Source organism: Pseudoxanthomonas sacheonensis, from assembly GCF_031455975.1.
GTDB lineage: Bacteria > Pseudomonadota > Gammaproteobacteria > Xanthomonadales > Xanthomonadaceae > Pseudoxanthomonas_A > Pseudoxanthomonas_A sacheonensis_A.
In genome coordinates, this window is sequence record NZ_JAVDTT010000004.1 from 164,160 (window position 1) to 186,076 (window position 21,917).

Annotated in this window: 20 protein-coding genes; 9 read left to right on the forward strand and 11 right to left on the reverse strand. The window is 63.8% G+C overall.

What is annotated here, in order from left to right; all coding sequences use genetic code 11:
- Positions 1–9: 9 nt before the first annotated feature.
- The 6 genes from J2W94_RS15320 to J2W94_RS15345 all read left to right on the forward strand — a co-directional run bounded on the left by J2W94_RS15320 (position 10) and on the right by J2W94_RS15345 (position 3,071).
- Positions 10–198, forward strand: coding sequence for a CPXCG motif-containing cysteine-rich protein (locus J2W94_RS15320; RefSeq protein WP_310095288.1), 189 nt, complete (start codon positions 10–12; stop codon positions 196–198).
- 88 nt (positions 199–286) lie between these two features.
- A complete protein-coding gene (locus tag J2W94_RS15325; RefSeq protein WP_310095291.1) occupies positions 287–688 on the forward strand; it encodes a hypothetical protein in 402 nt (133 codons plus the stop codon).
- A gap of 197 nt (positions 689–885) precedes the next feature.
- Positions 886–1,281 carry an EF-hand domain-containing protein gene (locus J2W94_RS15330; protein ID WP_310095294.1) on the forward strand — a complete coding sequence of 132 codons (396 nt, stop codon included), beginning with the start codon at positions 886–888 and terminating at the stop codon, positions 1,279–1,281.
- A gap of 163 nt (positions 1,282–1,444) precedes the next feature.
- A complete protein-coding gene (locus J2W94_RS15335; RefSeq protein WP_310095297.1) occupies positions 1,445–1,759 on the forward strand; it encodes a hypothetical protein in 315 nt (104 codons plus the stop codon).
- 128 nt (positions 1,760–1,887) lie between these two features.
- Positions 1,888–2,616, forward strand: coding sequence for an HAD family hydrolase (locus J2W94_RS15340; protein WP_310095299.1), 729 nt, complete (start codon positions 1,888–1,890; stop codon positions 2,614–2,616).
- Positions 2,613–3,071, forward strand: a complete 459-nt coding sequence (locus J2W94_RS15345) for a hypothetical protein (RefSeq protein ID WP_310095301.1) — start codon at positions 2,613–2,615, stop codon at positions 3,069–3,071. The genes J2W94_RS15340 and J2W94_RS15345 overlap by 4 nt, the downstream gene beginning before the upstream one ends.
- A 17-nt stretch (positions 3,072–3,088) precedes the next feature.
- On the opposite strand, the gene J2W94_RS15350 is transcribed toward J2W94_RS15345, so the two are convergent.
- The 9 genes from J2W94_RS15350 to J2W94_RS15390 form a co-directional block, all read right to left on the reverse strand.
- Positions 3,089–4,216: a cupin domain-containing protein gene (locus J2W94_RS15350; protein ID WP_430540631.1), complete on the reverse strand. Its 1,128-nt coding sequence runs from the start codon at positions 4,214–4,216 to the stop codon at positions 3,089–3,091.
- A gap of 126 nt (positions 4,217–4,342) precedes the next feature.
- Positions 4,343–5,101: a 2-dehydro-3-deoxy-D-gluconate 5-dehydrogenase KduD gene (gene kduD / locus J2W94_RS15355; protein ID WP_310095305.1), complete on the reverse strand. Its 759-nt coding sequence runs from the start codon at positions 5,099–5,101 to the stop codon at positions 4,343–4,345.
- A 134-nt stretch (positions 5,102–5,235) separates the two neighbouring features.
- The gene (gene kduI / locus J2W94_RS15360) at positions 5,236–6,084 is read right to left on the reverse strand and encodes a 5-dehydro-4-deoxy-D-glucuronate isomerase (protein ID WP_310095307.1); all 849 of its coding nucleotides are present in this window, start codon (positions 6,082–6,084) and stop codon (positions 5,236–5,238) included.
- 123 nt (positions 6,085–6,207) lie between these two features.
- Entirely contained in the window at positions 6,208–7,266 is a 1,059-nt protein-coding gene (locus J2W94_RS15365; protein WP_310095310.1) for a LacI family DNA-binding transcriptional regulator, read from the reverse strand.
- Positions 7,267–7,317: 51 nt separating this feature from the next.
- On the reverse strand, positions 7,318–8,910 hold the full coding sequence (locus J2W94_RS15370) for a family 43 glycosylhydrolase (protein WP_310095313.1): 1,593 nt from the start codon (positions 8,908–8,910) through the stop codon (positions 7,318–7,320).
- Positions 8,907–10,190: a TRAP transporter large permease gene (locus J2W94_RS15375; RefSeq protein ID WP_310095315.1), complete on the reverse strand. Its 1,284-nt coding sequence runs from the start codon at positions 10,188–10,190 to the stop codon at positions 8,907–8,909. Before J2W94_RS15375 ends, J2W94_RS15370 begins: the two co-directional genes overlap by 4 nt.
- Positions 10,190–10,687 (reverse strand): TRAP transporter small permease, encoded by a 498-nt coding sequence (locus J2W94_RS15380; protein ID WP_310095317.1) that lies wholly within the window; start codon positions 10,685–10,687, stop codon positions 10,190–10,192. Before J2W94_RS15380 ends, J2W94_RS15375 begins: the two co-directional genes overlap by 1 nt.
- A gap of 63 nt (positions 10,688–10,750) precedes the next feature.
- Entirely contained in the window at positions 10,751–11,752 is a 1,002-nt protein-coding gene (locus tag J2W94_RS15385) for a TRAP transporter substrate-binding protein (RefSeq protein ID WP_310095319.1), read from the reverse strand.
- Positions 11,749–12,594 carry a 2-keto-4-pentenoate hydratase gene (locus J2W94_RS15390; RefSeq protein WP_310095634.1) on the reverse strand — a complete coding sequence of 282 codons (846 nt, stop codon included), beginning with the start codon at positions 12,592–12,594 and terminating at the stop codon, positions 11,749–11,751. The genes J2W94_RS15385 and J2W94_RS15390 overlap by 4 nt, the downstream gene beginning before the upstream one ends.
- 172 nt (positions 12,595–12,766) lie before the next feature.
- Between J2W94_RS15390 and J2W94_RS15395 the strand changes: the two genes are divergently transcribed.
- A complete protein-coding gene (locus J2W94_RS15395) occupies positions 12,767–14,122 on the forward strand; it encodes a pectate lyase family protein (RefSeq protein WP_310095321.1) in 1,356 nt (451 codons plus the stop codon).
- Complete coding sequence (locus tag J2W94_RS15400) at positions 14,119–15,714, forward strand: carboxylesterase/lipase family protein (RefSeq protein WP_430540636.1); 1,596 nt, start codon at positions 14,119–14,121, stop codon at positions 15,712–15,714. The genes J2W94_RS15395 and J2W94_RS15400 overlap by 4 nt, the downstream gene beginning before the upstream one ends.
- Before the next feature lie 90 nt (positions 15,715–15,804).
- On the opposite strand, the gene J2W94_RS15405 is transcribed toward J2W94_RS15400, so the two are convergent.
- Entirely contained in the window at positions 15,805–17,148 is a 1,344-nt protein-coding gene (locus J2W94_RS15405) for a pectate lyase family protein (RefSeq protein ID WP_310095324.1), read from the reverse strand.
- A gap of 209 nt (positions 17,149–17,357) precedes the next feature.
- Positions 17,358–20,153, reverse strand: a complete 2,796-nt coding sequence (locus J2W94_RS15410) for a TonB-dependent receptor (RefSeq protein ID WP_310095327.1) — start codon at positions 20,151–20,153, stop codon at positions 17,358–17,360.
- 238 nt (positions 20,154–20,391) lie between these two features.
- On the opposite strand from J2W94_RS15410, the gene J2W94_RS15415 reads away from it, so the two are divergent.
- Positions 20,392–21,411, forward strand: a complete 1,020-nt coding sequence (locus J2W94_RS15415; protein ID WP_310095328.1) for a sugar kinase — start codon at positions 20,392–20,394, stop codon at positions 21,409–21,411.
- The last annotated feature ends 506 nt before the right edge of the window (positions 21,412–21,917 follow it).

Below are 21,917 nucleotides of genomic sequence, written 5' to 3' on the forward strand. Positions count from 1 at the left end.
CGGACAACCATGCTTCCCTTCGAATCCATCCTGTGCCCCTACTGCGGGGAGCCGATCGATCTGTTCATCGATGACTCGGTCGACCATCAGCAATATGTCGAGGACTGCCAGGTCTGCTGCCGTCCGATCAATGTGTTGGTGACGACGGGCGACGAGGGTGAGGTGAACGTAGTAGCGCGCGCGGAAAACGACGTGTGACCCTTTCGAAACCGACGATCACCTTTCCTCTGGATTTCTGCGTGCACAACGTCATCGCCAATACTCCGTCAAATCCGGTGCGCCTTCCATGAACTTGCCGCTGCATCTCGGGTTCCTGGGCGCGATAGAAGCCGGCTTGATCGCTCTGCTGGTCGGAATACTTTCGTATGGCCTGTGGAGTTGGCTGATGCGGCGAGCGGGCGCAAGCGTCGGTCACGCGATCGGCTGGGCCTGCGTGACCGCAGCGGTGGTGGCCGGAGGCATCGACGCGTGGAATCTCTTTTATCTGGGCATCGTGAAGCTGGAGTCGCCTCTCTATGCGCGTCTGGCCTTGCAGGGAATCCACGATGCTGAATCGCTGGGCGCACGGGTGGTATGCGAAGCGGCGGGCGCGCTGGCCGGTGTTGCGCTCGGTTGGCAATTGTTCAGCGGCGGATTTCGTGAAAATAACGTTCCCAAAAGCGACGAAAATCCCGATAAGCCCGATTGATAGAACGATTTCATCACAAACGAAACGCTGGGCTTACTAGCCGTTCACGACTCGCTAACGAAGTGGGTAACCGCTTCAGTCGGCCTTGTGGTTAACGCAGTGTGCAGCGGCGAATTTGCCTGCCTGTTTGATTCAGCAGCGTTTGTGCATGGTGTGGTCGTGCGACGAATAGCACCCACACCTACGGAGTAACGACGATGAAGAACACCAAATCCACGCTTGGTCTGATCGCCCTGTCCGCCGCTCTGGCGATGCCGATGGCCTATGCGCAATCGCAGACCGAAGAAGCCGCGCAGCCGCAGGCCGAGCAGCCGACTCCCACCGAATCCGCAACCCCGACCGACAGCGCGCAGGGCGCGGCCACGCAGCCGACCGAGCAGGCCACTGGGGCTGCCTCGAGCGGCGGCAAGCAGGGCTGGAACGATGTGGACACCGATAAGGACGGCGCCATCAGCAAGAGCGAAGCTTCTTCCAACGCCGGTCTTTCCCAGATCTTCGACAAGGCCGATGCCGACACCGACGGCAAACTGACCCCCGACGAGTACAAGGCGTTCGTGAGCAAGAATTACGGCGAGCCCGAATCGAAGAAATAAGCAACACACAACCGTAAAACAGAGGTTGGCTGCAAAACCGGCACTTGCGTGTCGGCATCGGTGGAAGGGGGCGGCGCAAGCCGCCCCTTTTCCTTTTTTTGGACGTCGAAACTTCAACACAACGAGACAAACACACGACAAGACACTCGAGAGGAGAAAGCTAATGAAAATGCAAGACTTCACAGAACCACGTGAGAACTCGCCAGTGCGCATGGCGCTGGTGTTGGTCGCGGCGTTGTCCGCCTCTGTTCTGATCTCCGGCTGCAACAAGCCGGCCGAAGAACAGGCGCCGCCCGCCGCGGAAGCCACGCCGCCGGCCGAGGCGCCGCCACCGGCTGAAACCCCCCCAGCCACCGATCCGGCCGCACCGGCCCCCACGGATTCGACCACTCCGCCGCCGACCGATCCGGCTACGCCGCCGTCGGAACCGGCGACAGCGCCGACTCCGAGCGATAGCGATTCCCCTCCGAAAAACTGACCGGAGATATTTCGGTTCCGAGAGGACGGAACGAACTTGCTCCGGACAACAGCGAAGGGCGGCTCAGGCCGCCCTTCGCGTGTGGCCGTCGCTGTTATCCTGACGCGGTGCGTTACAGGAGGCGGCGAATGGCGGGTGGGATCAGTTGGGTCGGGTTCGACGGCGACGACACTCTGTGGAAGAGCGAGGACTACTATCGTGCCGCGGAATTGGCCTTCGAGGAAATCATCGGCCAGTACATCGACCTGACCGATGCGCGCACCCTGCAGCACCTGCTGGAAGTGGAGCGCCGCAACCTGCGCATATTCGGCTACGGCGCCAAGGGCATGACCTTGTCGATGATCGAGTCGGCCGTACAGCTGACCGGAGAGCGCATAAGCGCACGCGACATTCACCGCGTGATCGAAATCGGCCGCAGCACACTGCAGCACCCGGTGGTCCTGATCGATGGCATCCGGGAGGCGGTGGACACTATCGCCGCGCGGTACGAGATCGTGTTGATCACCAAAGGGGACCTGTTCCACCAGGAATCCAAGATCGAACAGTCCGGACTGGCCGATGTGTTCCATCGTATCGAGGTGGTGTCCGAAAAAGACACGAAGACCTACGCACGCGTGCTCCGCGAGCTGGATGTGCCCGCTGCCCAGTTCGCGATGATCGGAAACTCCTTGCGTTCGGATATCGAACCGGTGGTCGCGCTGGGAGGGTGGGGCATCTATATGCCGTACCACATCACTTGGGCGCATGAGGCCGAGCATGCGATTGAGGAAGGAGAGCCGCGCATGCTGCAGGTCGGAACCGCCGGTGATCTTCCCGATGCGCTTTCGCGGCTGTCCGTCGCGGCAACCAAGCCATGACCTATCCGGTCCTCCGCCTGCTGATCGTCGCGTTGTTGCTGGGCATGGCCGTGCGGGTTTTCGCACAGCCTGTCGAAGAGCCCGCCTACCAGCCGCGCAGCGGCGACGCGTGGGTAGACCGGCAGCTTACGGATATCAACCGCTACGCCGCACGCTATCCGCGCAGCTTCGCCGATGAAGTGGCGCGTTACTATTCGGTACCGCGCGACTATGTGGAAGCCATGCAGCAACAGCCCACCTGGGAGCCAGGCGACATCTTCATGGCCTGCGCGCTGGCTCAGCGGATCGCGCAACCTTGCCGGGCCGTGGTGCGCGAGTGGTCCCGCGATCATGCCGACGGTTGGGCGGGCGTTGCCACGCGCCTGCAGGCCAAACCCGGCACTGCGCCCTACCGCGAACTGAGCAAGGACATCGAGCAAACCTACGCGCGCTGGGCACGGCCGCTAGCGAAGTAACGGCGCGCCGTGGTCGATTACTGGGCGCCTTTCTTGCGGTAGGTGATCAGCAGGACCAGGTCTTCGTCGCCGGTTTGGCGGATGGTGTGGGTACTGCCGGGACGGGTCAGCATGGCGTTGCCGGGACCGACCGGGTGTTCCTTGCCGTCCAATGTATAGACGCCGGTTCCGCTGACTACGTAATAGATCTCGTCATGGTCGTGCTGGTGCAGGCCGATACCGGCACCTCGCTGCAAGGCGCGCTTGCGGAACTCGAACGACATGCCCGGCGCGTCCTTGAAGAACGGATACGCCGTGGTTTCGCCCGCGCCGCCGTGGGGCCCGGGTTGCGTCACTGCTATGTCGCGTTCGTGCGCAACGAGGGAGGGATGCGGCTGCGAGGACCGATCGATGAGCGCGGTCGGGCGCGCTCCGCAATCTGTATCGCGAACCAGGTGCTGCTTCAGCGCGGGATCCAGTTTTTCCCAGCCTCCAACCACCAGGCAGGCCACGGCGAAAGCGCCACGGCGCTGGAAGTGGGTGTCGTCGGCTTGGCCCTGTTCGGGCACGTGCATGTAGAAGGCCTTGGACGGTTCATCGCCCAACGCACGCAGCCAGTCCATGCTGGTCGCGCCCAGGTCGATCAGGCCGACTTGCTCGCGCTTGGCCAGATCGCGCACCGCTTGCGAATAGGCTCCGTGCGTATCGAGCAGTTGGCCGTGATCGAACTTGCGCCGCGCCACCGGCGTGATCAGGATCGGCGTGGCGCCGCGTTCGCGGGCCAGCGCCACATAGCGCATCAGCCATTGCGGATAGGCCTGCAACGGCTCGTTGTAGCGCGCGGGATCCTCGATCTTCTCGTCGTTGTGGCCGAACTGGATCAGCAGTACGTCGCCCTTGCGCAGATCCTTGGCGATGCCGTCGAACCAGCCCTGATCGATGAAGCTGCGTGCGCTGCGCCCGCTCTGCGCGTGGTTGCGCACTTTCCATGTGTCGGCGTCGAGGTAAGTCTGCAGCACCTGGCCCCAGCCAGTGCGCGGCGCGCGTTCCGGGCCGTATTCGCTGGCGGTGGAATCGCCGGCGATGAAGACTTGGCGGACTGGCGAGCCTGCAGCAGCGGGAATTGCCACTGCCATGAAGACCAGAAATAACATCCACCTCAACATATCGATTCGCCTCTAGATTTGAATCAGGAGATGAGTCAGGTGTGGGAGCGGCCTCTGGCCGCGAGCTTTCGGACTTTCTGTTGGAAGAGCTCGCGGCCGGAGGCCGCTCCCACCCATTCGTTATCGTTAGCGCGCCAGCCAGCCGCCATCGACCGGGATCACCGCGCCGTTGACGTAGTCCGAAGCGCGCGAGGCCAGGAACACGGCGGTGCCGCCCAGATCGGCCGGTTCGCCCCAGCGGCTGGCCGGAATGCGCTCCAGGATGGCCTTGTTGCGATCGGCGTCGGCGCGCAGCTGCGCGGTGTTGTCGGTGGCCATGTAGCCGGGCGCGATGGCGTTGATGTTGATGCCCTTGGCGGCCCATTCGTTGGCCAGCAGGCGGGTGATGCCAGCGATGCCGGACTTGCTGGCGGTGTAGGACGGCACGCGTATGCCGCCCTGGAACGACAGCATGGAGGCGATGTTGATGATCTTGCCGCTGCCTTGGGCGATGAAATGCCTGCCCGCCGCCTGCGACATGAAGAACGCGCCCTTGATGTTGACGTTCATCACGTCGTCCCAATCCTTCTCGCTGAACTCCACCGCATCGGCGCGGCGAATCAGGCCGGCGTTGTTGACCAGGATGTCCAGTCCGCCCAGGCCGGTCACGGTTTCGGCGACGATGCGTTCGACCGGCTCGATGCTGCTGAGGTTGGCTTCGATGTTGAGGAAGCGACGTCCCAGCGCCTTCACTTTTTCCTCGGTCTCGGTAGCGGCCACGATGCCGGCGCCGGCGATGTCGGCGCCCGCTTCGGCAAGCGCCAATGCGATGCCTTGGCCAAGACCGGTGTTGGCGCCAGTGACCAGCGCGACCTTGCCTTCCAGACTGAATGGATTGCTTGCCATGTGTTTCCCCTCGGTTGAATGGTGGTTGCTGGTCTAGGAGTTGCTGGTCTAGGAGCTGCTGATCTAGGAGTTGCTGATCTAGGAGTTGCTGGTCTAGGAATGGCGAGCGGACGAATCCGCTCGCGTCGGTGCGGCTACTTGAGCTGACAGATGTCGAGCACGTTCATGTCGGTGTAGTCCAGGTTTTCGCCGCCCATCGCCCAGATGAAGCAATAGTTGCTGGTACCCGAGCCCATGTGGATCGACCAGGGCGGCGACACCACCGCTTCGCCGTCGGCGACCACGATGTGGCGCTGCGCATCGGGTTCGCCCATGAAGTGGTAGATGCGGTCGTTGTCGCCCAGGTCGAAGTAGAAATAGACCTCGCTGCGGCGGTCGTGCAAGTGCGGGGGCATGGTGTTCCAGACGCTGCCGGTCTTGAGCACGGTCAGGCCCAGCAGCAGCTGCGAAGACTGGCAGGTGGCCGGCACGATGTACTGGTAGATGGTGCGTTCGTTGCTGGTTTCCAGCGAGCCGCGCTCCAGCGAGACCGCGTTGGCGATGGCCAGCGGCTTGGTTTCGAAACGCGCATGCGCCGGCGTCGAGGTCAGGTAATAGCGGGCCGGGTTGGCCGCATCGTCGGAGGCGAAGGAGACATCGGCGCTGCCCATGGCCACATACAAGCCGTCCTTCGGTCCCAGCGTATAGACCGTGCCGTCCACGGTGACCTTGCCGGTACCCGCGCCGACGTTGATCACGCCCAGCTCGCGGCGCTCCAGGAACGGCTTGCCCGCGGCCGAGGCCGGTTCGGTCTGGCGCGGCAGTTCGACTGCTTTGGAAACGGGCGCGGCGCCGCCGATCACGAAGCGCTCGTTGTGCGAGTAGTTGAGCTGCACCGTATCGGCCACGAACAGGCCGCTGATCAGGTAACGGTCGCGCAGCTGGTCGTTGCTGGCGCCGTCCATCATGTCGGGGTGGGTGGCGTGGTAGGTCTTGCAGTACATGGTCGGCTCCGTGCGGGAAGCGGCGGCAGAGGAAGCGCGCCGGGAGGGGAAAGCTGGATTCTAGAGCGTTTGGTAACCGGTGTCATTGCGCGCCGCACGATGGGTGGTCGGCGGGCGCAGGGCTCAGTTCTCGGGGGGTTGGCAGGAGTCGCGGATCACCAGATGCGGGCGCACGCTGGCCGAGGACAACGTGGCCATGGCATCCGGCTGCACCAGCATGGACGCGGCCAGGCGCCCGGTATCGCGAGTGGGGCGACGTACGGAAGTCAGCGAAGGCCACAGACGCGAGGCCAGCGGACTGTCGTCGAAACCCACTACCGACAGCTGCTGCGGGATGCTGATGCCCGAGCGCATGGCGACCTTGTACACGCCGGCGGCCATCTCGTCGTTGCCGGTGAAGATGGCGGTGGGGCGTTGCTTGCCGGCCAGCAGTTTTTCGGCCGCGGACACGCCCGATTCGAAGGTGTAGCCGGCTTCCACGATCCGCGCCTTCGGCAGCTCCAAGCCGTAGCGGCCGAGTCCTTCGACGAAACCGGCGGTGCGTTCCAGCGCCGAACGGTAGTTGTTGGGGCCGGTGATCAGCGCAATGTCGCGATGGCCGAGCATGTACAGATAATCGGCCGCTTCGGCGGCGCCGTCGCGGTCGTGGGTGACCACCATGCGCGACATATCGTCCATCGCCACCGGCGCGATGCGCACGTAGCGGCAGCCGATTTCCAGCAGCATATCGGCCAGGGCCTGATCTTCGGAGACGCGCGGCACCAGCATGACGCCGTGCAGTTTCTGCTGCTGGGCGAAGCGGCGCACGCCGTCGATGTAGTTGGGGCTGCGGCTGTCGCAGGGATGCACCACCAGTTCGAACCCCGAATCGCGGATCGCGTCCAGCGCGCCGTACTGCATGTTGACGATGTACTGCGCGGTCGGATTGTCGTAGACCATGCCGATCAGGAACGATTTGCGGAACGCGAGTCCGCGCGCCATCGGGTCGGGCGAATAGCCCACCTCGCGCATCAGCGCTTCCACCTTCTCGCGCGTGTCCTTACGCACCAATGGCGAGTGGTTGATGATGCGCGATACGGTTTTCTTCGAAACTCCGGACAGCCGCGCGATGTCGTTGATCGTCGACGCCTTGCCGGATACGGTGGGTTTGGCGGGCGTTTCGGGCTTCTTGCGCGCGGGCATGGACGTCGCTGTCTGGAGGAAAGGATCGGCTTGGATTCTACCCGCGCGCCGTCAGTCCAGCGCACGGTAGCGGAAATGGCGGAATTTCACTGCGCCGTTGCCCGCCGCGTACAGCGACGGTTTCAGGGCCAGGAAGCCGCCGGCGACGTTGTGGTGGTAGCCGGAAACTTCCATCTGCACCGGGTACTTGGTCCAGGCGACGCCGTCGGTACTGCTGTGAATGGTGACCACGTGGCGGTTGTTGGTGACCCGCAGCCATAGCCGGCCGCCTTTGGCGCTGGCGGCGAGCGTCGCCGGGCGTTCGGTCCCATAGCGGTGCATGATGAACTTCTCGCCATTGCTGCCCACGCCCACATACAGCTTGTCGTTGTAGAACAGCAGGGCGCCGCCCTGCGCGCCGGGCTCGATCTCCATTTCGACTTCGAACTGGTAGGCCAGATCGCCAGCGATGAAGCCCAGCGGTGAACTGTCGCGCGGAGAGGTTCCCTTTCCACGGATCGTCATGGCGCCGTCGCCAAAACCCAGGCGCGCGTATTCGTCGGCCGCCGGCTTGAAGAAGGCCCACTGCGGACCGAGCTTGCCGCTGGAGAAGTCGTCCGACAGCGGCATGCCGTGCGGCCCCAACGCGGTACCCGCGGGCTTGCGGATCGGCCGGCTCAGGTCTCCGCCCTTGGCCACGAACCAGCCGTCGTCGGTCCATTCGATGGGTTCCAGCAACGCCTGCCTGCCCAGTGTCCAGAAGCCGTGTTCGTAGCCGTGGTAGATCATCCACCATTGGCCCGCGACATCCTCCACCAGGGTGGCGTGACCGCGCGACCACCAGTACTCGTCCCTGGATTCGGTGCGCACGACCGGATTGTTGGGTGCGTTCTGCCAGGGGCCATGGATCGAGCGCGAGCGCGCGACGATGACCATGTGTCCGGTCGGCGGACCTGCGGTGCCCCCGACCGCGGTGATCATGTAGTACCAGCCGTTGTGGCGGGTGATCTTGGGGCCTTCCTGGGCGTAGCCCTCCACGTCCCATGTTTCGGGGTACTTCCAGCCGTCGTAGACGTGCTTGATCTCGCCGACGGTGCTCAGGCCATCGTCGGCCAAGCGCACATAGTCGCCGCCGCTGAGGAACAGGTAGCGCTTGCCGTCTTCGCCCACGGCGTGGCCGGGATCGATGTGGCCGGGCAGGCCGATATCGATGGGTTCGCTCCAGGGCCCGTGGATGTCGTCGGCCCAGACCACGAAGTTGCTGCGCGTGCTGCCTTCGGTGCCGCCGCGGCGCGCGGGGAAATAGAGGTAGTAGCGCCCCTTGTGCTTGACCAGGTCGGGCGCCCAGATCGATCCGACATTGGTCTTGATGCCATGCCCGATCGGCTGCCAGTTGACCAGGTCGCGCGAATGCCAGATCGGCAGGCCGGGATAGGCTTCGAAGGAGGACAGCGTCAGGTAATAGTCCTCGCCATCGCGCAGCACCGACGGGTCCGGGTGGTCGCCGGACAGCACCGGATTGAGGAAGCTGCCGTTGCCCAGGTCGGGCTGGCGCTGGTTTTCGATGCCGCGCTTCCATTGCGGCTCGTTCGTCTCGGATGCCATCGCGAGCGGGGCGAGCAACAGCAGCGTGGCCAGCATCGCTCGCAGTCTCGGCGGACTCATGACTTCAGCACCGACGGCAGCCACAACGACAGCTCCGGGACGAACGCGACCACCAGCAACACAGCCAGCGCCGACAGCCAGAATGGCCAGATGGTGCGCAGGCATTCGCCGATGCTGATCTTGCCGATGGCCGTGCCGACGAACAATACCGATCCCAGCGGTGGCGTGATCAGGCTGATGCCGCCCTTCAGGATCAGGATCACGCCGAAATGGATGGGATCGATGCCGATGGCCTTGGCCAGCGGCAGGAAGATCGGCGTGCAGATGATGATCATCGGCGCCAGATCCATGAAGGTGCCCAATACCAGCAGGATCAGGATCATCAGCAGCAGCATCAGGTTCTTGTCGGTGGTCAGGCCGGTGAGCAATTCGACCGCCGCGGTCGGCACTTGCAGGTAGGCCAGCAGCCAGCCGAACGTGGCGGCCGAGGCGATCACCAGCAGGATCATGCCGGTGGTGCGCGCGGCATGGCCCATGGTGCCGACGAAATCCTGCCAGGTCAGGTTGCGGTAGATCACCGCGGTAACGAACAGCGCGTAGACCACCGCGATCGCCGCGCTTTCCACCGCGGTGAAGATGCCGGCCTTGATGCCGACGAAAATCAGCGCCACCAGCAACAGGCCCGGTAGCGCGGAGACGAAGCGGCGCAACACCACACCGAAGCCCGGGAAGAGTTCCACCGCATAACCGCGGCGCTTGGCGATGACGTAGGTGGCGCCCATCAGCGTGAGCGTCATCAGCAACGCGGGGAAGATGCCCGCCGCGAACAGATCGGCGATGGAAATGCTGCCACCGGCCGAGGCCGAGTACAGGATCAGGTTGTGCGAGGGCGGCACCAGCAAGGCCACCAACGCCGCGGTCATGGTCACGTTGACCGCGAAATCGCGGTCGAAGCCGCGCTTCACCATCTGCGGAATCATGGCGCCGCCTACCGCCGACACGTCGGCGATGGCGGAGCCGGAAACCCCGCCGAAGAACAGCGACGACAACACGCTGACCTGTCCCAGTCCGCCGCGTACATGTCCGACCAAAGAAGAGGCCAGTCCTATCAAGCGCTCGGATATTCCGCCGCGCAGCATGATCTCGCCGGCGAATATGAAGAGCGGTATCGCCAGCAGCGACGCGGACGCCGCACCGGTGGCGGTCTGCTGCGCCACCACGATCGCCGGCAGTCCCAGGTAGATCAGCGTGGACAGGGAGGCGGTGAACAGGGAGAACGCCACCGGCACGCCCATGATCAGCAAGCCGAGGAATACGAAAAAGAGAATCGCGATAGCCATTATTCGCTCCGCTCCGCGGCGGCGTTGCCGGCGAACAGATGGTTGAGGGAGAACACCGCGATCAAAGCGCCGCCCAGGCACAGCGGCAGGTAGAACGTCCCTTCGGGAATGCGTGCGCCCGCCATCGGGACTTCCCAGCTATCGGCGGCCAGGAGGGCCCCCCACCAGGCCAGCAGCGCGCCGACGGCCGCGACCACCAGGCGGCTGAAACCGTGCATCACCCGCGCCACGCGCGGCGGCGCCGCATCGCGGGCGATGAAGAAGCCGAAGTGCGATTCGGCGCGTACGCCGACCGCGGCGCCGAACATCATCGCCGTGTTGAGCAGCAGCAATGCCACCGGTTCGGTCCAGTCCGGAGAGGCGTTGAGCACGTAGCGCGCGAATACCTGCCATGCCTGTACCGCGGCCATGCTGACCAGCGCGATCCCGGCTATCCAGGTGGTGATGCGCGCCAGCTTGTCCAGCCAGCCCGAAGAAATATTTTCTGTGTCGCTCATCGGCTCTCCCGGCGATGTAGGCGCTGCTTCGGTCGATAGTGTTTCAGAAGGATTTGCATGCGATCACGCCGTGGCGCGCACGTATTCGTAGAGACGCGCCAACTCCGGTTCGCGCAGGTATTCGCGGGTGATGCCGGCGGTGGCGGCGCGCATGGACTCGCGGTCCACGGCGTTCACTTTCACCCCGCCGGCGACGATCGCCTCGCGCGCCTTGTTCTCGGAGCTATCCCACAGGCCTCGCGCGTAAGGCACCGAAGCCGACGCCGCCTCGCGGATCAGCTCGCGATCTTTCGGCGCCAGCCGCTCGTAGGCGGTGCGCGACATCAACAGCACATCGGGCGTGAAGGTGTGCTGGGACTCGGACCAGTAATGCGCCGCCTCGAACTGACGGCTCGAATGGAAGCTCTTGATGTTGTTCTCGGCGCCGTCGATCAGGTGCGTCTGCAGCGCGGAAAAAACTTCGCCGTACGGCAGCGGGGTGGCATTGGCGCCCAGCGCATGGATAAGACGGACGAATATCTCGGACACCGGTACGCGCAGCTTGAGGCCGCGCAGGTCATCGGGCGTATGGATCGGCCGTTTGGTGTTGTAGATGCTGCGCGAGCCGGAATCGTAGAAGGCCAATCCGACCAGATCGCGACGTTCGAAACTGCCCAGCAGCGATTTGCCCAGCTCGCCGTCCAGCGTGCGCCGCAGATGCGGCGTGGAATCGATCAGGAACGGCAACGACAGGATCCGAGTGGCAGGCACGGAATCGTTCATCGTGGCCAGATAGACGCGGGCCAAGGCCAGGGCGTTGAAGCGCACCAGGTCGACGGTGACCGTTTCCCGACCCAACTGGCCGGAGTGATAAACCATCGTGTTCAAACGCCCATCGGTGCGTTCGCTCAGATAACGGCCGATCCAGCGCACCGCTTCCACGGTCGGATAGCCATCCACGTGGACGTCCGCCGCGCGCAGCACCTGTTGCGATGCGGTGGCGGCGGTCGTCGGCTTGCAGCCTGCGGTCAATGCGGTAACGCCGACGCCAACGCCGGCGGCAAGGAATTTGCGACGGTCTATCATGGATGTTCGTTCCCTGCATCGTTCGCATCGACCGGCCTGGCGGCCCGTGCGCGGCAGGTGATGTCGCCGAAACCGCTGAAGCTGATGCGCGCCGACTGGCCCACGGCGATGTCGTGGATGCCGGTCGCGTTGCCGGTGGCGATCAGGTCGCCGGCCTTCAAAGGACGGCCGCGCTTGGCCGAACGCGACAACGCGAACGCGAACGCCGTCCGCAATCCGCCGGGCAGGGTGGTCGCGCCGCCGCTTCCCACCAGCCGCTCTTCGATGAAGGTATGGCAGGTGAGTTCGGTTTCGGGTATCGCCAGCCAGCCAGGAATCTCCGGCCCCAGGATCAAACCGTTGTTGTTGCCGAAATCGGAGACGACCACGCGGGGGCCCAATAGGTTGATGGTCGCCAGCGGACTGCTGGCGATCTCGACGCCAATATGCAGTGTCGCCGGCACGCCAGCGGCCTCCTTGGTCGTCCAGTCGGTTTTGCCGATGGGCGCATCGGCCTGAAGGCGCAGTACGTACTCGGCTTCGACCGCGGCGAATCCGCCGGAAAACACGGGAAATGCCACATTGCCACCGGTGGCATCCAGCAACCCGGCGGAGAAGATGGGACCCAGCAGACGGTCGTCGCCGGAGCTGTCGCGTCGTTCGGCGGCGATGAAGCCGACCTTCCAGCCCACCACCCGGTCCGGCCAACGGGCGATGGCGAGGTCTTGCACTCGGTAGGCCTCGACCAGGTCGGCAGGAATACTGCCGGGAAAGTCTGGTAAAGAGGCTCCTCGCCCACGCGCTTCGACGAAGCGGTCGGCGATCCTTGCCAGATCCGGGGATCCGGGTGTCGTTTCCTGAATGCTGTCGCCGGTACTCAAGCGGCCTCTCCCAATGGAATGGTGTTGTTTTTGTTGCACTGCCGATGGACAGCGGATCGATGGCTTGTATATGGTAAACCGGTGTCATTTACAATACGCAGTGCCGCAAAGCCGAACGGCCGAGGGCAATAATCCACTCCTGGGAGGGAGCCGAATGAAATCCACCCGCGCCATGCGCATGGCCCTGTGCCGCCCCTTTGCCGTCGCCGCGATCGCCGCCGCGTTGCTCATGCCGCCGGTGGGCGCCAGTGCGGCGCCAGCCGACGCAGCGTTGGCCTTCCCCGGTGCCCAGGGCTGGGCGGCGCACGCCACTGGCGGCCGCGGCGGCAAGATCCTCCGTGTGACCACGCTGGCGGCAAGCGGTCCCGGCTCGTTCGCCGAAGCGGTCAATAGCGAAGGGCCGCGCATCGTGGTGTTCGAAGTGGCGGGCGTCATCGACTTGGGCGCGAAAACCTTGCGCATCGTCGAACCGGACCTGACCATCGCCGGCCAGACCGCGCCTTCGCCCGGCATCACTCTGATCCGCGGCGGCATCGACATCGCCGCCAGCAACATCATCGTGCGCCATATCCGCGTGCGCCCCGGTTCCACCGGCGCGGCGCGCATGGCCGGCCTCGATTTCGACGCCATTTCCACGGTGGGCGCGCACGACGTGATCGTCGATCACTGCACCCTGACCTGGGCCACCGACGAAAACCTGTCCGCCTCCGGCAAGCGTTTCGCCGGCAACGATGCCGAGGAAAACGCCGCCGCCACTTCGCACCGGATCACCTTCAGCAACAACATCATCGCCGAGGGCCTGGCCCATTCCACCCACGCCAAGGGCGAGCACTCCAAGGGTTCGCTGATCCACGACCATGTGCGCGATATCCTCATCGTCGGCAACCTGTACGCGCACAATTACGAACGCAATCCGCTGTTCAAGGGCGGCGTGCGCGGACAGGTGATCAACAACCTGATCTACAACCCCGGCCAGCGCGCGGCGCATTACAACCTGATCGCCGAAGAATGGCAGGGTCACGATTATGAAACCGGGCAGATGGTGTTGCGCGGCAACGTGATGCGCGCCGGACCTTCCACCCAGGATCTGGCGTTCTTCATGATCGGCGGCTCCGGCGATATCGACCTGTTCGCGCAGGACAACCTGCTGGTCGACCGCGTGGGCCGGCACAAGATCGACGCCGAAGGCAGCTATACCAACGCGCCGGTCAAGGTGAATGCGCTCAAGCGCGCGCCGGAATTGCCGTTGGGCGTGAACCTGCTGGCTTCGGCGCAGGTACAGGACGCGGTGATCGCCAACGCCGGCGCGCGGCCCTGGGATCGGGACGACGTCGATCGCCGCATCGTGGCCGATACCATCGAAGGGCGGGGCGGCATCATCGACAACGAAAGCGAAGTCGGCGGTTATCCCAAGCAGAAAGAAACCCGCCAGGCCTTCGTCGAAGCCGACTGGGACCTGGGTACGATGGAACCATTGAAACCGTTGCAGCGACGCGAGCCGCTGAAATAAGCGGCGTGGACGCAGCTCGACGGGTTTTTCTACAACGGGCCGCGCTGGTCGGCGCAGCGACCGGCGCGCCGCTGTTGCTCGCCACCGCGGGAGAAGCGACCACACTGGCGAAAACGCGCAGTGGCCGCGTCGCCGGCTATCGCGACCAGGGCGTGCATGTGTTCAAGGGCATTCCCTACGGCGCGGACACCGCGCCGCGTCGGTTCAGGCCGGCACTGCAGGAATCCGCCTGGCGCGGCGTGCGCGACGCTGTGCAACCTGGCGCCAGCGCGCCACAGAACGGCAGCGACGGACCGGGCAGCGAGGATTGTTTGTTTCTCAACGTCTGTACGCCGGGCCTGCGCGACGGCGGCAAGCGGCCGATCCTGTTCTACATCCACGGCGGCGGCTACAACAACGGGTCGGGCAGCAACCCGCTCTACGACGGTGTGCGCCTGTGCCGGCGCGGCGATGTGGTCGTGGTCACGGTCAACCATCGCCTCAATGCCTTCGGCTATCTGTATCTGGCCGAACTCGGCGGCGAGGATTTCCGACACTCGGGCAATGTCGGCCAGCTGGATCTGGTGCAGGCGCTGCGTTGGGTCCGCGAGCATGCGCAGGAATTCGGCGGGGACGCCGGCAATGTCACCGTATTCGGCCAGTCCGGCGGCGGCGCCAAGATCGCCACGCTGATGGCGATGCCGGCGGCGCGCGGCTTGTTCCACCGTGCCTGGACCATGAGCGGCCAGCAGGTCACTGCGGCTGGACCACGCGCCGCTACGCAGCGTACGCAGTTGCTGCTGGAGGCGCTGAAGATCGCCCCGCACGAAATCGATCGGCTGCGCGCCGTGTCGATGGAGAAAATCCTGGAGGCGGCGCGCACCCGCGATCCTTCGCGGATCGAGGACACCAGTTTGTATCTGGGTCCGGTAATGGATGCCCGCAGCCTGCACCGGCATCCGTTCTATCCCGATGCGCCGCCGCAGTCTGCGGGCATTCCCATGATCATCGGCAATACTCGCGACGAGACGCGCGCCTTCCTGGGCAACGACCCGGACAACTTCACCCTGAGCTGGGAGCAATTGCCGAAGAAACTGCAGGCCCAGCAGTACGCGGACATACTTCCGGAAGTGGTCATCGACGAGTATCGGCGGATGTACCCGGATTACACGCCGTCGCAGGTGTTCTTCGCTGCGACAACCGCTGGACGTTCCTGGCGCGGCGCGGTGGAAGAGGCCGAGGCGCGTGCGCGCCAGGGTTCGCCGGCGTGGGTTTATCAGCTCGATTGGGGTTCGCCGTTGGACGGCGGCAAGTTCGGCGCCTTCCATGCTCTGGATATTCCGCTGGTGTTCGACAACATCGCCCAACCCGGTTCGCGTGCCGGCAGCGGAGCGCAGGCGCAGCGGGTTGCCGATCAGATGAGCCGAGCTCTGCTGGCTTTCGCGCGGCAGGGCGATCCCAATCATGCCGGCCTGCCGCGTTGGCGCCCCTACGCACTAGAAGCGCGCGAGACGATGGTGTTCGACGTTACGTCGCGCATGGAGAACGATCCGCGTGGCGGCGAACGCAGGCTCTACCAGCGCGCACCTTTCATTCAGCGCGGTACCCTGTAAAAAAGCCCGGAGACCCGGGCTTCAAAGTGTTCCGAAGTGACGGTGCGGATGGAGGGATCTACACCGCTTCGGTCAGAACGGACAGCACGCTTATTTGAACGGCCCGGCGCCCTGGATCACCAAGGGGGGTACTTTTGACGCCGGAGTGATGGGGCCATGCAAGCTCGGTATCCAGTCCACATTTCCGATCAGACCGTTGCCGTTGACCGCGTTGTAGGATGCGACCACATCGACTGCGCTGTTCTGCGAAACTCCATTGAGCAGAGTGCTGGTGGCGAAGATGCGGGTGCCGTTGAGTCGCTCGATGAACAGGTCGGGCGTCACCGTATCGCCGACGCGGAAATGGTTCTGTTCGGCATAGATCTGCGATTCGACGCCAACGCCCCAGCTGTAGCCGTAGCGCCTCGCCCCTTCGTCGCTCAGCTTGTAATGATTGCTGTACAAATGCACCTGGCCATAGCGCACCCGCGGCACGCGCTGGCCGACGTCCTGGAAGAGATTGTGGTGCAGGGTGAGACGGAGTTTGCCGCGGTCCGCTACGGCGCTGTCGGACGAACCGACCAGCATGGTTTTGTCGTGGTTGCTGAAACGGTTCCAGGAAATGGTGATCAGGTCCGATTCGTTGGTCACGTCCAACAGGCCGTCGTGCACTTCATACAGGCGTCCGAAATAGGTAGGCAGCGTTTCGTTGGCGGTGGCGATGTCGCCGAAGCTGTTGTGGTCTATCCAGACATGGGTGGCATTGCGCACCGAAATGACGTCGTACAACGAGTTCCAGTTGCCGGTGCTGCCGTCGTTCGGCGCCCATTGCGGGAAGCAGTCGTAGGTGTCCTCGAACGCCAGATTGCGGATGATCACGTTCATCGGCGTGTTGCCGCTGGTGCTGCTGGGACGCACGTCGAACCAGGCGCCCAGCACGCGCGCGTGGCGGCCCACGCCGACGATCGTGGTGTTGGCGGGAATGCGGATGCGTACCCTTGATTGCTGCGCCGCTGCCGAAGCCGCGCGGGCGCGTTCCAGCGGGCCGCTCGGATTCACCCGGCCCCAGGTGGCGGGATCGTATTCCTGCAGGAAGGCCTCCAGCGAATAGGGAGTGCCGGTCTGCGGGTCGTTGCGCTGGTAGTCGGCGCAGCTCAGCGGCTGGTTGTCGATGTCGACGTTGGCATCGACGATGCCTTCGATCTCGATGATCTTCGGCGTGGCGTCGGGGAAGGCCAGTGCGGCGACCAGTTCGTTGCGGTTGTGCACACGGTGCACGCGCGCGGGTGCGGCGGCGGAACCGCCGGTGGTTCCGTTGGGCAGCGTTGCGGTAGGCAGAGAGGCCCAGCCATCGCCGGCAGGCAGCACTTGGCGGCCAAGGTCGGCTGCCTGGGCGGCACTGGCCAACGCGCATAGCAGCGCACCGGAAAGCAGGATCGTGGTTGCGTTTCTCATCGGTAGTCTCCGGAAAAGCCACGTGGAAGAACGACGGGTACCGGGTGATGCTTGGAAACGTGGTGAGGGCGGCGGAATACAAATCGCTCGCGGGCCCGCGTCGACGGAATTACGGGTGGGGGAAACCGCGTGTGGGATCGGATCCCGGTTCCGGTCCGCAACAGCCGAGGGCTGCTGCGGACCGGCTATCGGCCGGTGTTGCTAATTGCTCAGAACTTGTAGCGCAGGCCCAGCAGGTACTGGCGACCGGTTTCGCTGTAGTCCAGCGGCAGCTGGCCGCCGGAGTTGGCAACCCACGACTCCTGCACCTCGTCGGTCAGGTTGATACCTTCTAGGCTCACTTCCCATTGATCGTCGATTTTCCAGCGGATCGACGCATCCACTGTGGTAGTCCCGGTTTGGCCGTGCACATCGAAGCCTGCTTCGGTGGCGGGCACCTGCAGCAGGAAGTCGTCGCGATTGGTGGCCGAAATGCGACCGGAGAACCTCTTGCCTTCGTAGAACAGCGTGGCGTTCCAAGAGTGCTTGGACAGCCCAGTGAGGTCAGTCTTGAACGAGTTAGCGCCCGTCGAGGTCAGGTATTGAATCTGGGAATCGACGTAGGTGTAGTTCAACTGCACACCGAGGTTGGCCCACTTGCCGGGCAGGAACGTGAATGGCTGGGTATAGTTCGCCTCGAGCCCGGTCAGTTCGCCGCCAGGCGTGTTGAGCGGGACGCTAAAGACGAAGTCGTCGTTGACGCCGGCACCGGTACCGTCAAGCAGGCTAGCAGGCAGACCGCTGGAGGAATAGGGCAGCACGACGCGCGTGGTCTGCACGAAACTTTCGATGTCCTTGTAGAACAGGCCCAGGCCGAGCATGGCGCCTTCCTGGAAGTACCACTCGAAGCCCAGGTCGACAGTCTTGGCGCGGATCGGATCCAAATTCGGATTGCCGCCACTGACCGTGCGTGCGCCACCACTGACATTGACGGTGACGCCCGGCGTCAGACTGCCCAGGCCGGGACGCGACATGACCTTGGCGGCGCCCAGCCGGATCAGGAAGTCCGGCGTGATCTCCGCTACCAGGTTCATTGATGGCAGCGTATCGCTGTATTCGCGTGAAACAGTGGTGGCTACGGGCGTGCCGCTCGCGGTCGCGATGCCGGTGGACGATTGTTTGGTGCGCACGTAGCGCACGCCGAAGTTGCCGGACAGCGGGACGGATCCAAGTTCGGTGGAGAACTCGCCCTGCAGGTAAACGCCGCGATCCTCTTCCTCGACGCTGCGGGTGTTCACCGCACGCTCGGTCAACGCGAAAATGCCGCTGTTGCTATAGATGTCGAAAAGGTTGGCCACCCCGTCGTAGTCCGGGATGATCCAGGTGCCGGGAGAGCCGGATACACCCCTGAGGCGGGCGAGTTCGGTCAGATCCTCCGGAACGACGCGAGTGCCGTCAGCGAAGGTCGGTATGGAAGCGGTACTGGTTTCGGAGGCGCGACGCCATTCCTTGGTGGCGAACTTGTAGTCCTTAGCCTGCACGCCGCCCTTCAGGCGGAAACTGGGGCTGATGTTCCAGTTGAAGTCCAATTGGGCTGTGTCGAAGTCGTTCTTCACCCATTGTGGACGAATGCGGATTTCGGCCAACGTCCAGCCGGTGCCGTCGGTCGGATCGATGCCGTAGTCGATGACCGGTTTATACATGTCGCCGCGATAGTCGTAGCTGTAACCGTCGACGTTCAACTTGTCCATGATGATCGTCGTCTGGATCGGATTCTCATGCTCAGAACTTGAGGTGCCGACTTTGCCGGAGATCTTGAAGTTGTCGGTGAATTCGTGCTGGCCCTCTAGGCCGATCTGCTTGAACACCGTGTTCCATTCGTCATGGCGGCTTTCGGAGCGCACGTCCACATCATCGAAGAGGCCATAGACCAACGCCCCGTTTGGATCGACGACGCCATCGCGGACGATGGTTTGCGGCTTGCCGCCCTGCGAGGCGCCGCGACTGAAAGAGATGGCTTCGATGTAGCTTTCGTCGCGAGTTGCGTCGATCTTCGAATACAGCGCATCCAGTGCGAACTGCGTACGGTCGGTCGGCTTGAACTGCAGCGCAGCGGTAACGCCTATGCGTTTCTGGTCGTGCTCCATTAACGTATAACGCGGGAAGCGCGGATGGAAGGTGTCGGCGGACAGTGCTGGTGTGAAAGGCGAAGCGGCATTGAAGCCGCCATTGCTGGTGCCGCCTGCCCAACGGCCGCTGCCAGTGCCTTCCTCAAGGGTTCGGCGTTCGGAATAGGCAACCGACAACAATGCGCCGAACTTGCCATCGGCCCAGGTGTTGGAGATCAGCGCAGCCATCCGGGGATCGGTCTTTCCGGCCATGTCGCCGTAGCTGGCCTGGGTATTGGTGACCATGGTGAAGCCGTCGTAGTCGAATGGACGCGATGTGCGAAGGTCGACGGTAGCGCCCAGCGAGCCTTCTTCCACTTCCGCCGATGCGGTCTTGCGCACGATCAGTTGCGAGAACAGGTCCGAGGCGAACACATTGAAATCGAATCCGCGGCCGCGGTTTGAGCCACCGGACTGGTCCGATGCGCCGACAGTGGTCAGGGCTTCCATGCCGTTGATGCGCACGCGGGTGAAGTCCGGCCCCAGGCCGCGTACGGAAATGTTGCGGCCTTCGCCGGCATCGCGGGTGATGACCACGCCCGGGATGCGCTGCAGCGATTCGGCCAGATTCAGGTCGGGGAACTTGCCGATATCCTCGGCGACGATGGCGTCCACCACACCGGCTTCGCCGCGCTTGATATCCAGCGCTTTTTCCAGGCTGGCCCGGTAACCTGTAACGGTGATGGTGCCCAGCGTATCCACGTCCTCGGATTCGGACGTGGCGGACGTGGCGGGGCTTGTATCGGCCGGGTTGGCTTCCTGAGCGAATGCGGACATGGCATTCATCTGCAGTGCGAATCCGATCGACAGTGCGAGTACGGTAACCGGTGTCTTCCGGCGGTTGTTACGAGTTTGCATGGGTTCCCCTCCTCAAGGGCACATGTATCGCTCTATGGCGGCTTTTAGCGATGAAACGAATCGGGTTTTGTCACCTCGAGATGCTTTCCAGAGGTAAAATGACACCGCTGGTCAAAAAAACCGTAACAGAGTGTGCGGTGCAACAACAACTATTCTTTCCGGGGCGCTAAGGTATGTCCCGGGACAATCATTGCCGCAGTCCATCAGGCCGGCGGAGAGACGATAAGGGAGCGGCGGAATGCGGGGACACGTGGTTTGTTTCGGGGAACTGCTGCTGCGCCTGGGCGCGCCGGGCCGGCAGCTATTGCTGCAGTCGCCCCATCTCGAGGTCTATACGGGCGGTGCGGAGGCCAATGTCGCCGTTTCGCTGGCCAAGTTTGGCCATCGTGCGGACATGGTCGGCGTGGTCGCCGACAACACCCTGGGCGAAGCGGCGACCGGCGAATTGCGCCGTCATGGCGTGGACACGCGGGGTGTCCAGCGGGCGCCGGGACGGATGGGTCTGTACTTTCTGACACCGGGAGCCATTCAACGCCCCAGCGAGGTGCTCTACGACCGGGCCGACTCCGCCTTCGCGCGCGCGGGCGGTGGAGAGCACGACTGGGCTGGCTTGCTCGCAGGCGCGGACTGGCTGCATGTATCCGGGGTCAGTCCGGCGCTGGGGCAACTGGCGGCGGATCGCACCCTAGGAGCGGTGCGCGCGGCACGCGCGGCTGGGGTCAAGGTGTCCTTCGACGGTAATTTCCGTCCCAAACTCTGGGAGGCGTGGCAGGGCGACGCAGCGGCGATCCTGCGCGAAATCATGGCCGAAGCCGATCTGCTGTTCGCCAGCCATCGCGATATCCAGGTCGTGCTGGGCCAATCCTTCGCCCAACCCACTTCCGAAGAGCGCTTCCTCGCCGGCGCGCAGGCGGCGTTCGCCGCCTTCCCGCAGCTGCGGCGCATGGCCGCGACCATCCGCGTGCAGCGCAGCGTCGACCATCACGCCCTGTCCGCCATCGATGCGGTGCGTGACGGAACCAGCCACACCACTTCTGCCTATGAGATAGCCCCGATCGTCGACCGCATCGGCACCGGGGACGCATTCGCCGCGGGCGTGCTGCATGGCGTAATGACCGGCATGGACGACGTGGACGGACTGCGTTTTGGCTTGGGTGCGGCCTGTCTGAAGCATTCGATATCCGGCGACTTCAACCTTCTGGGGGTGGGGGAGATCAGCGCGTTTCTGGGAGAGGGTGGGTTCGACGTGCGCCGTTGAACTGCCTCGGATTTTGATTCCGTCATTCTCGCGAAGGCGGGAACTCAATGACTTGCACGGCAACCAGACAACGACCATGACGTCATCCCAGCGCAAGCTGGGATCCATTTTGATCCTGCCGTTCGCCGTCTTTCCTAGCGAAGCCAAGCACTCCGGCTACCGGCAGAAAGTCACTGGGTCCCCGCCTTCGCGGGGATGACGGGTCTGAGTGAATGAGCCAGGCTTCCCGGTTGCTTTTTCTTGTGCGACATCAAAAACAGTAGAGCAAGATCAAGATGGATCCCAGCTGGCGCTGGGATGACGCCATGGTTGCTGCGCGCAAGTCACTGGATTCCGGCGCCTTCGTAGGATGACGACTCAAACGTGGAAGTGCCTGGATCGCTCGTTCCCACGGTCGTGCTATCTCAGGCGAGGCCACGGCGTTGGCGTGGCGGCCCCCAAGCAACGAAATGTTTCTTCTGAATATGGCGGCGGAGACTTTTCTTTGCTTCCGTTTCCCGCACACT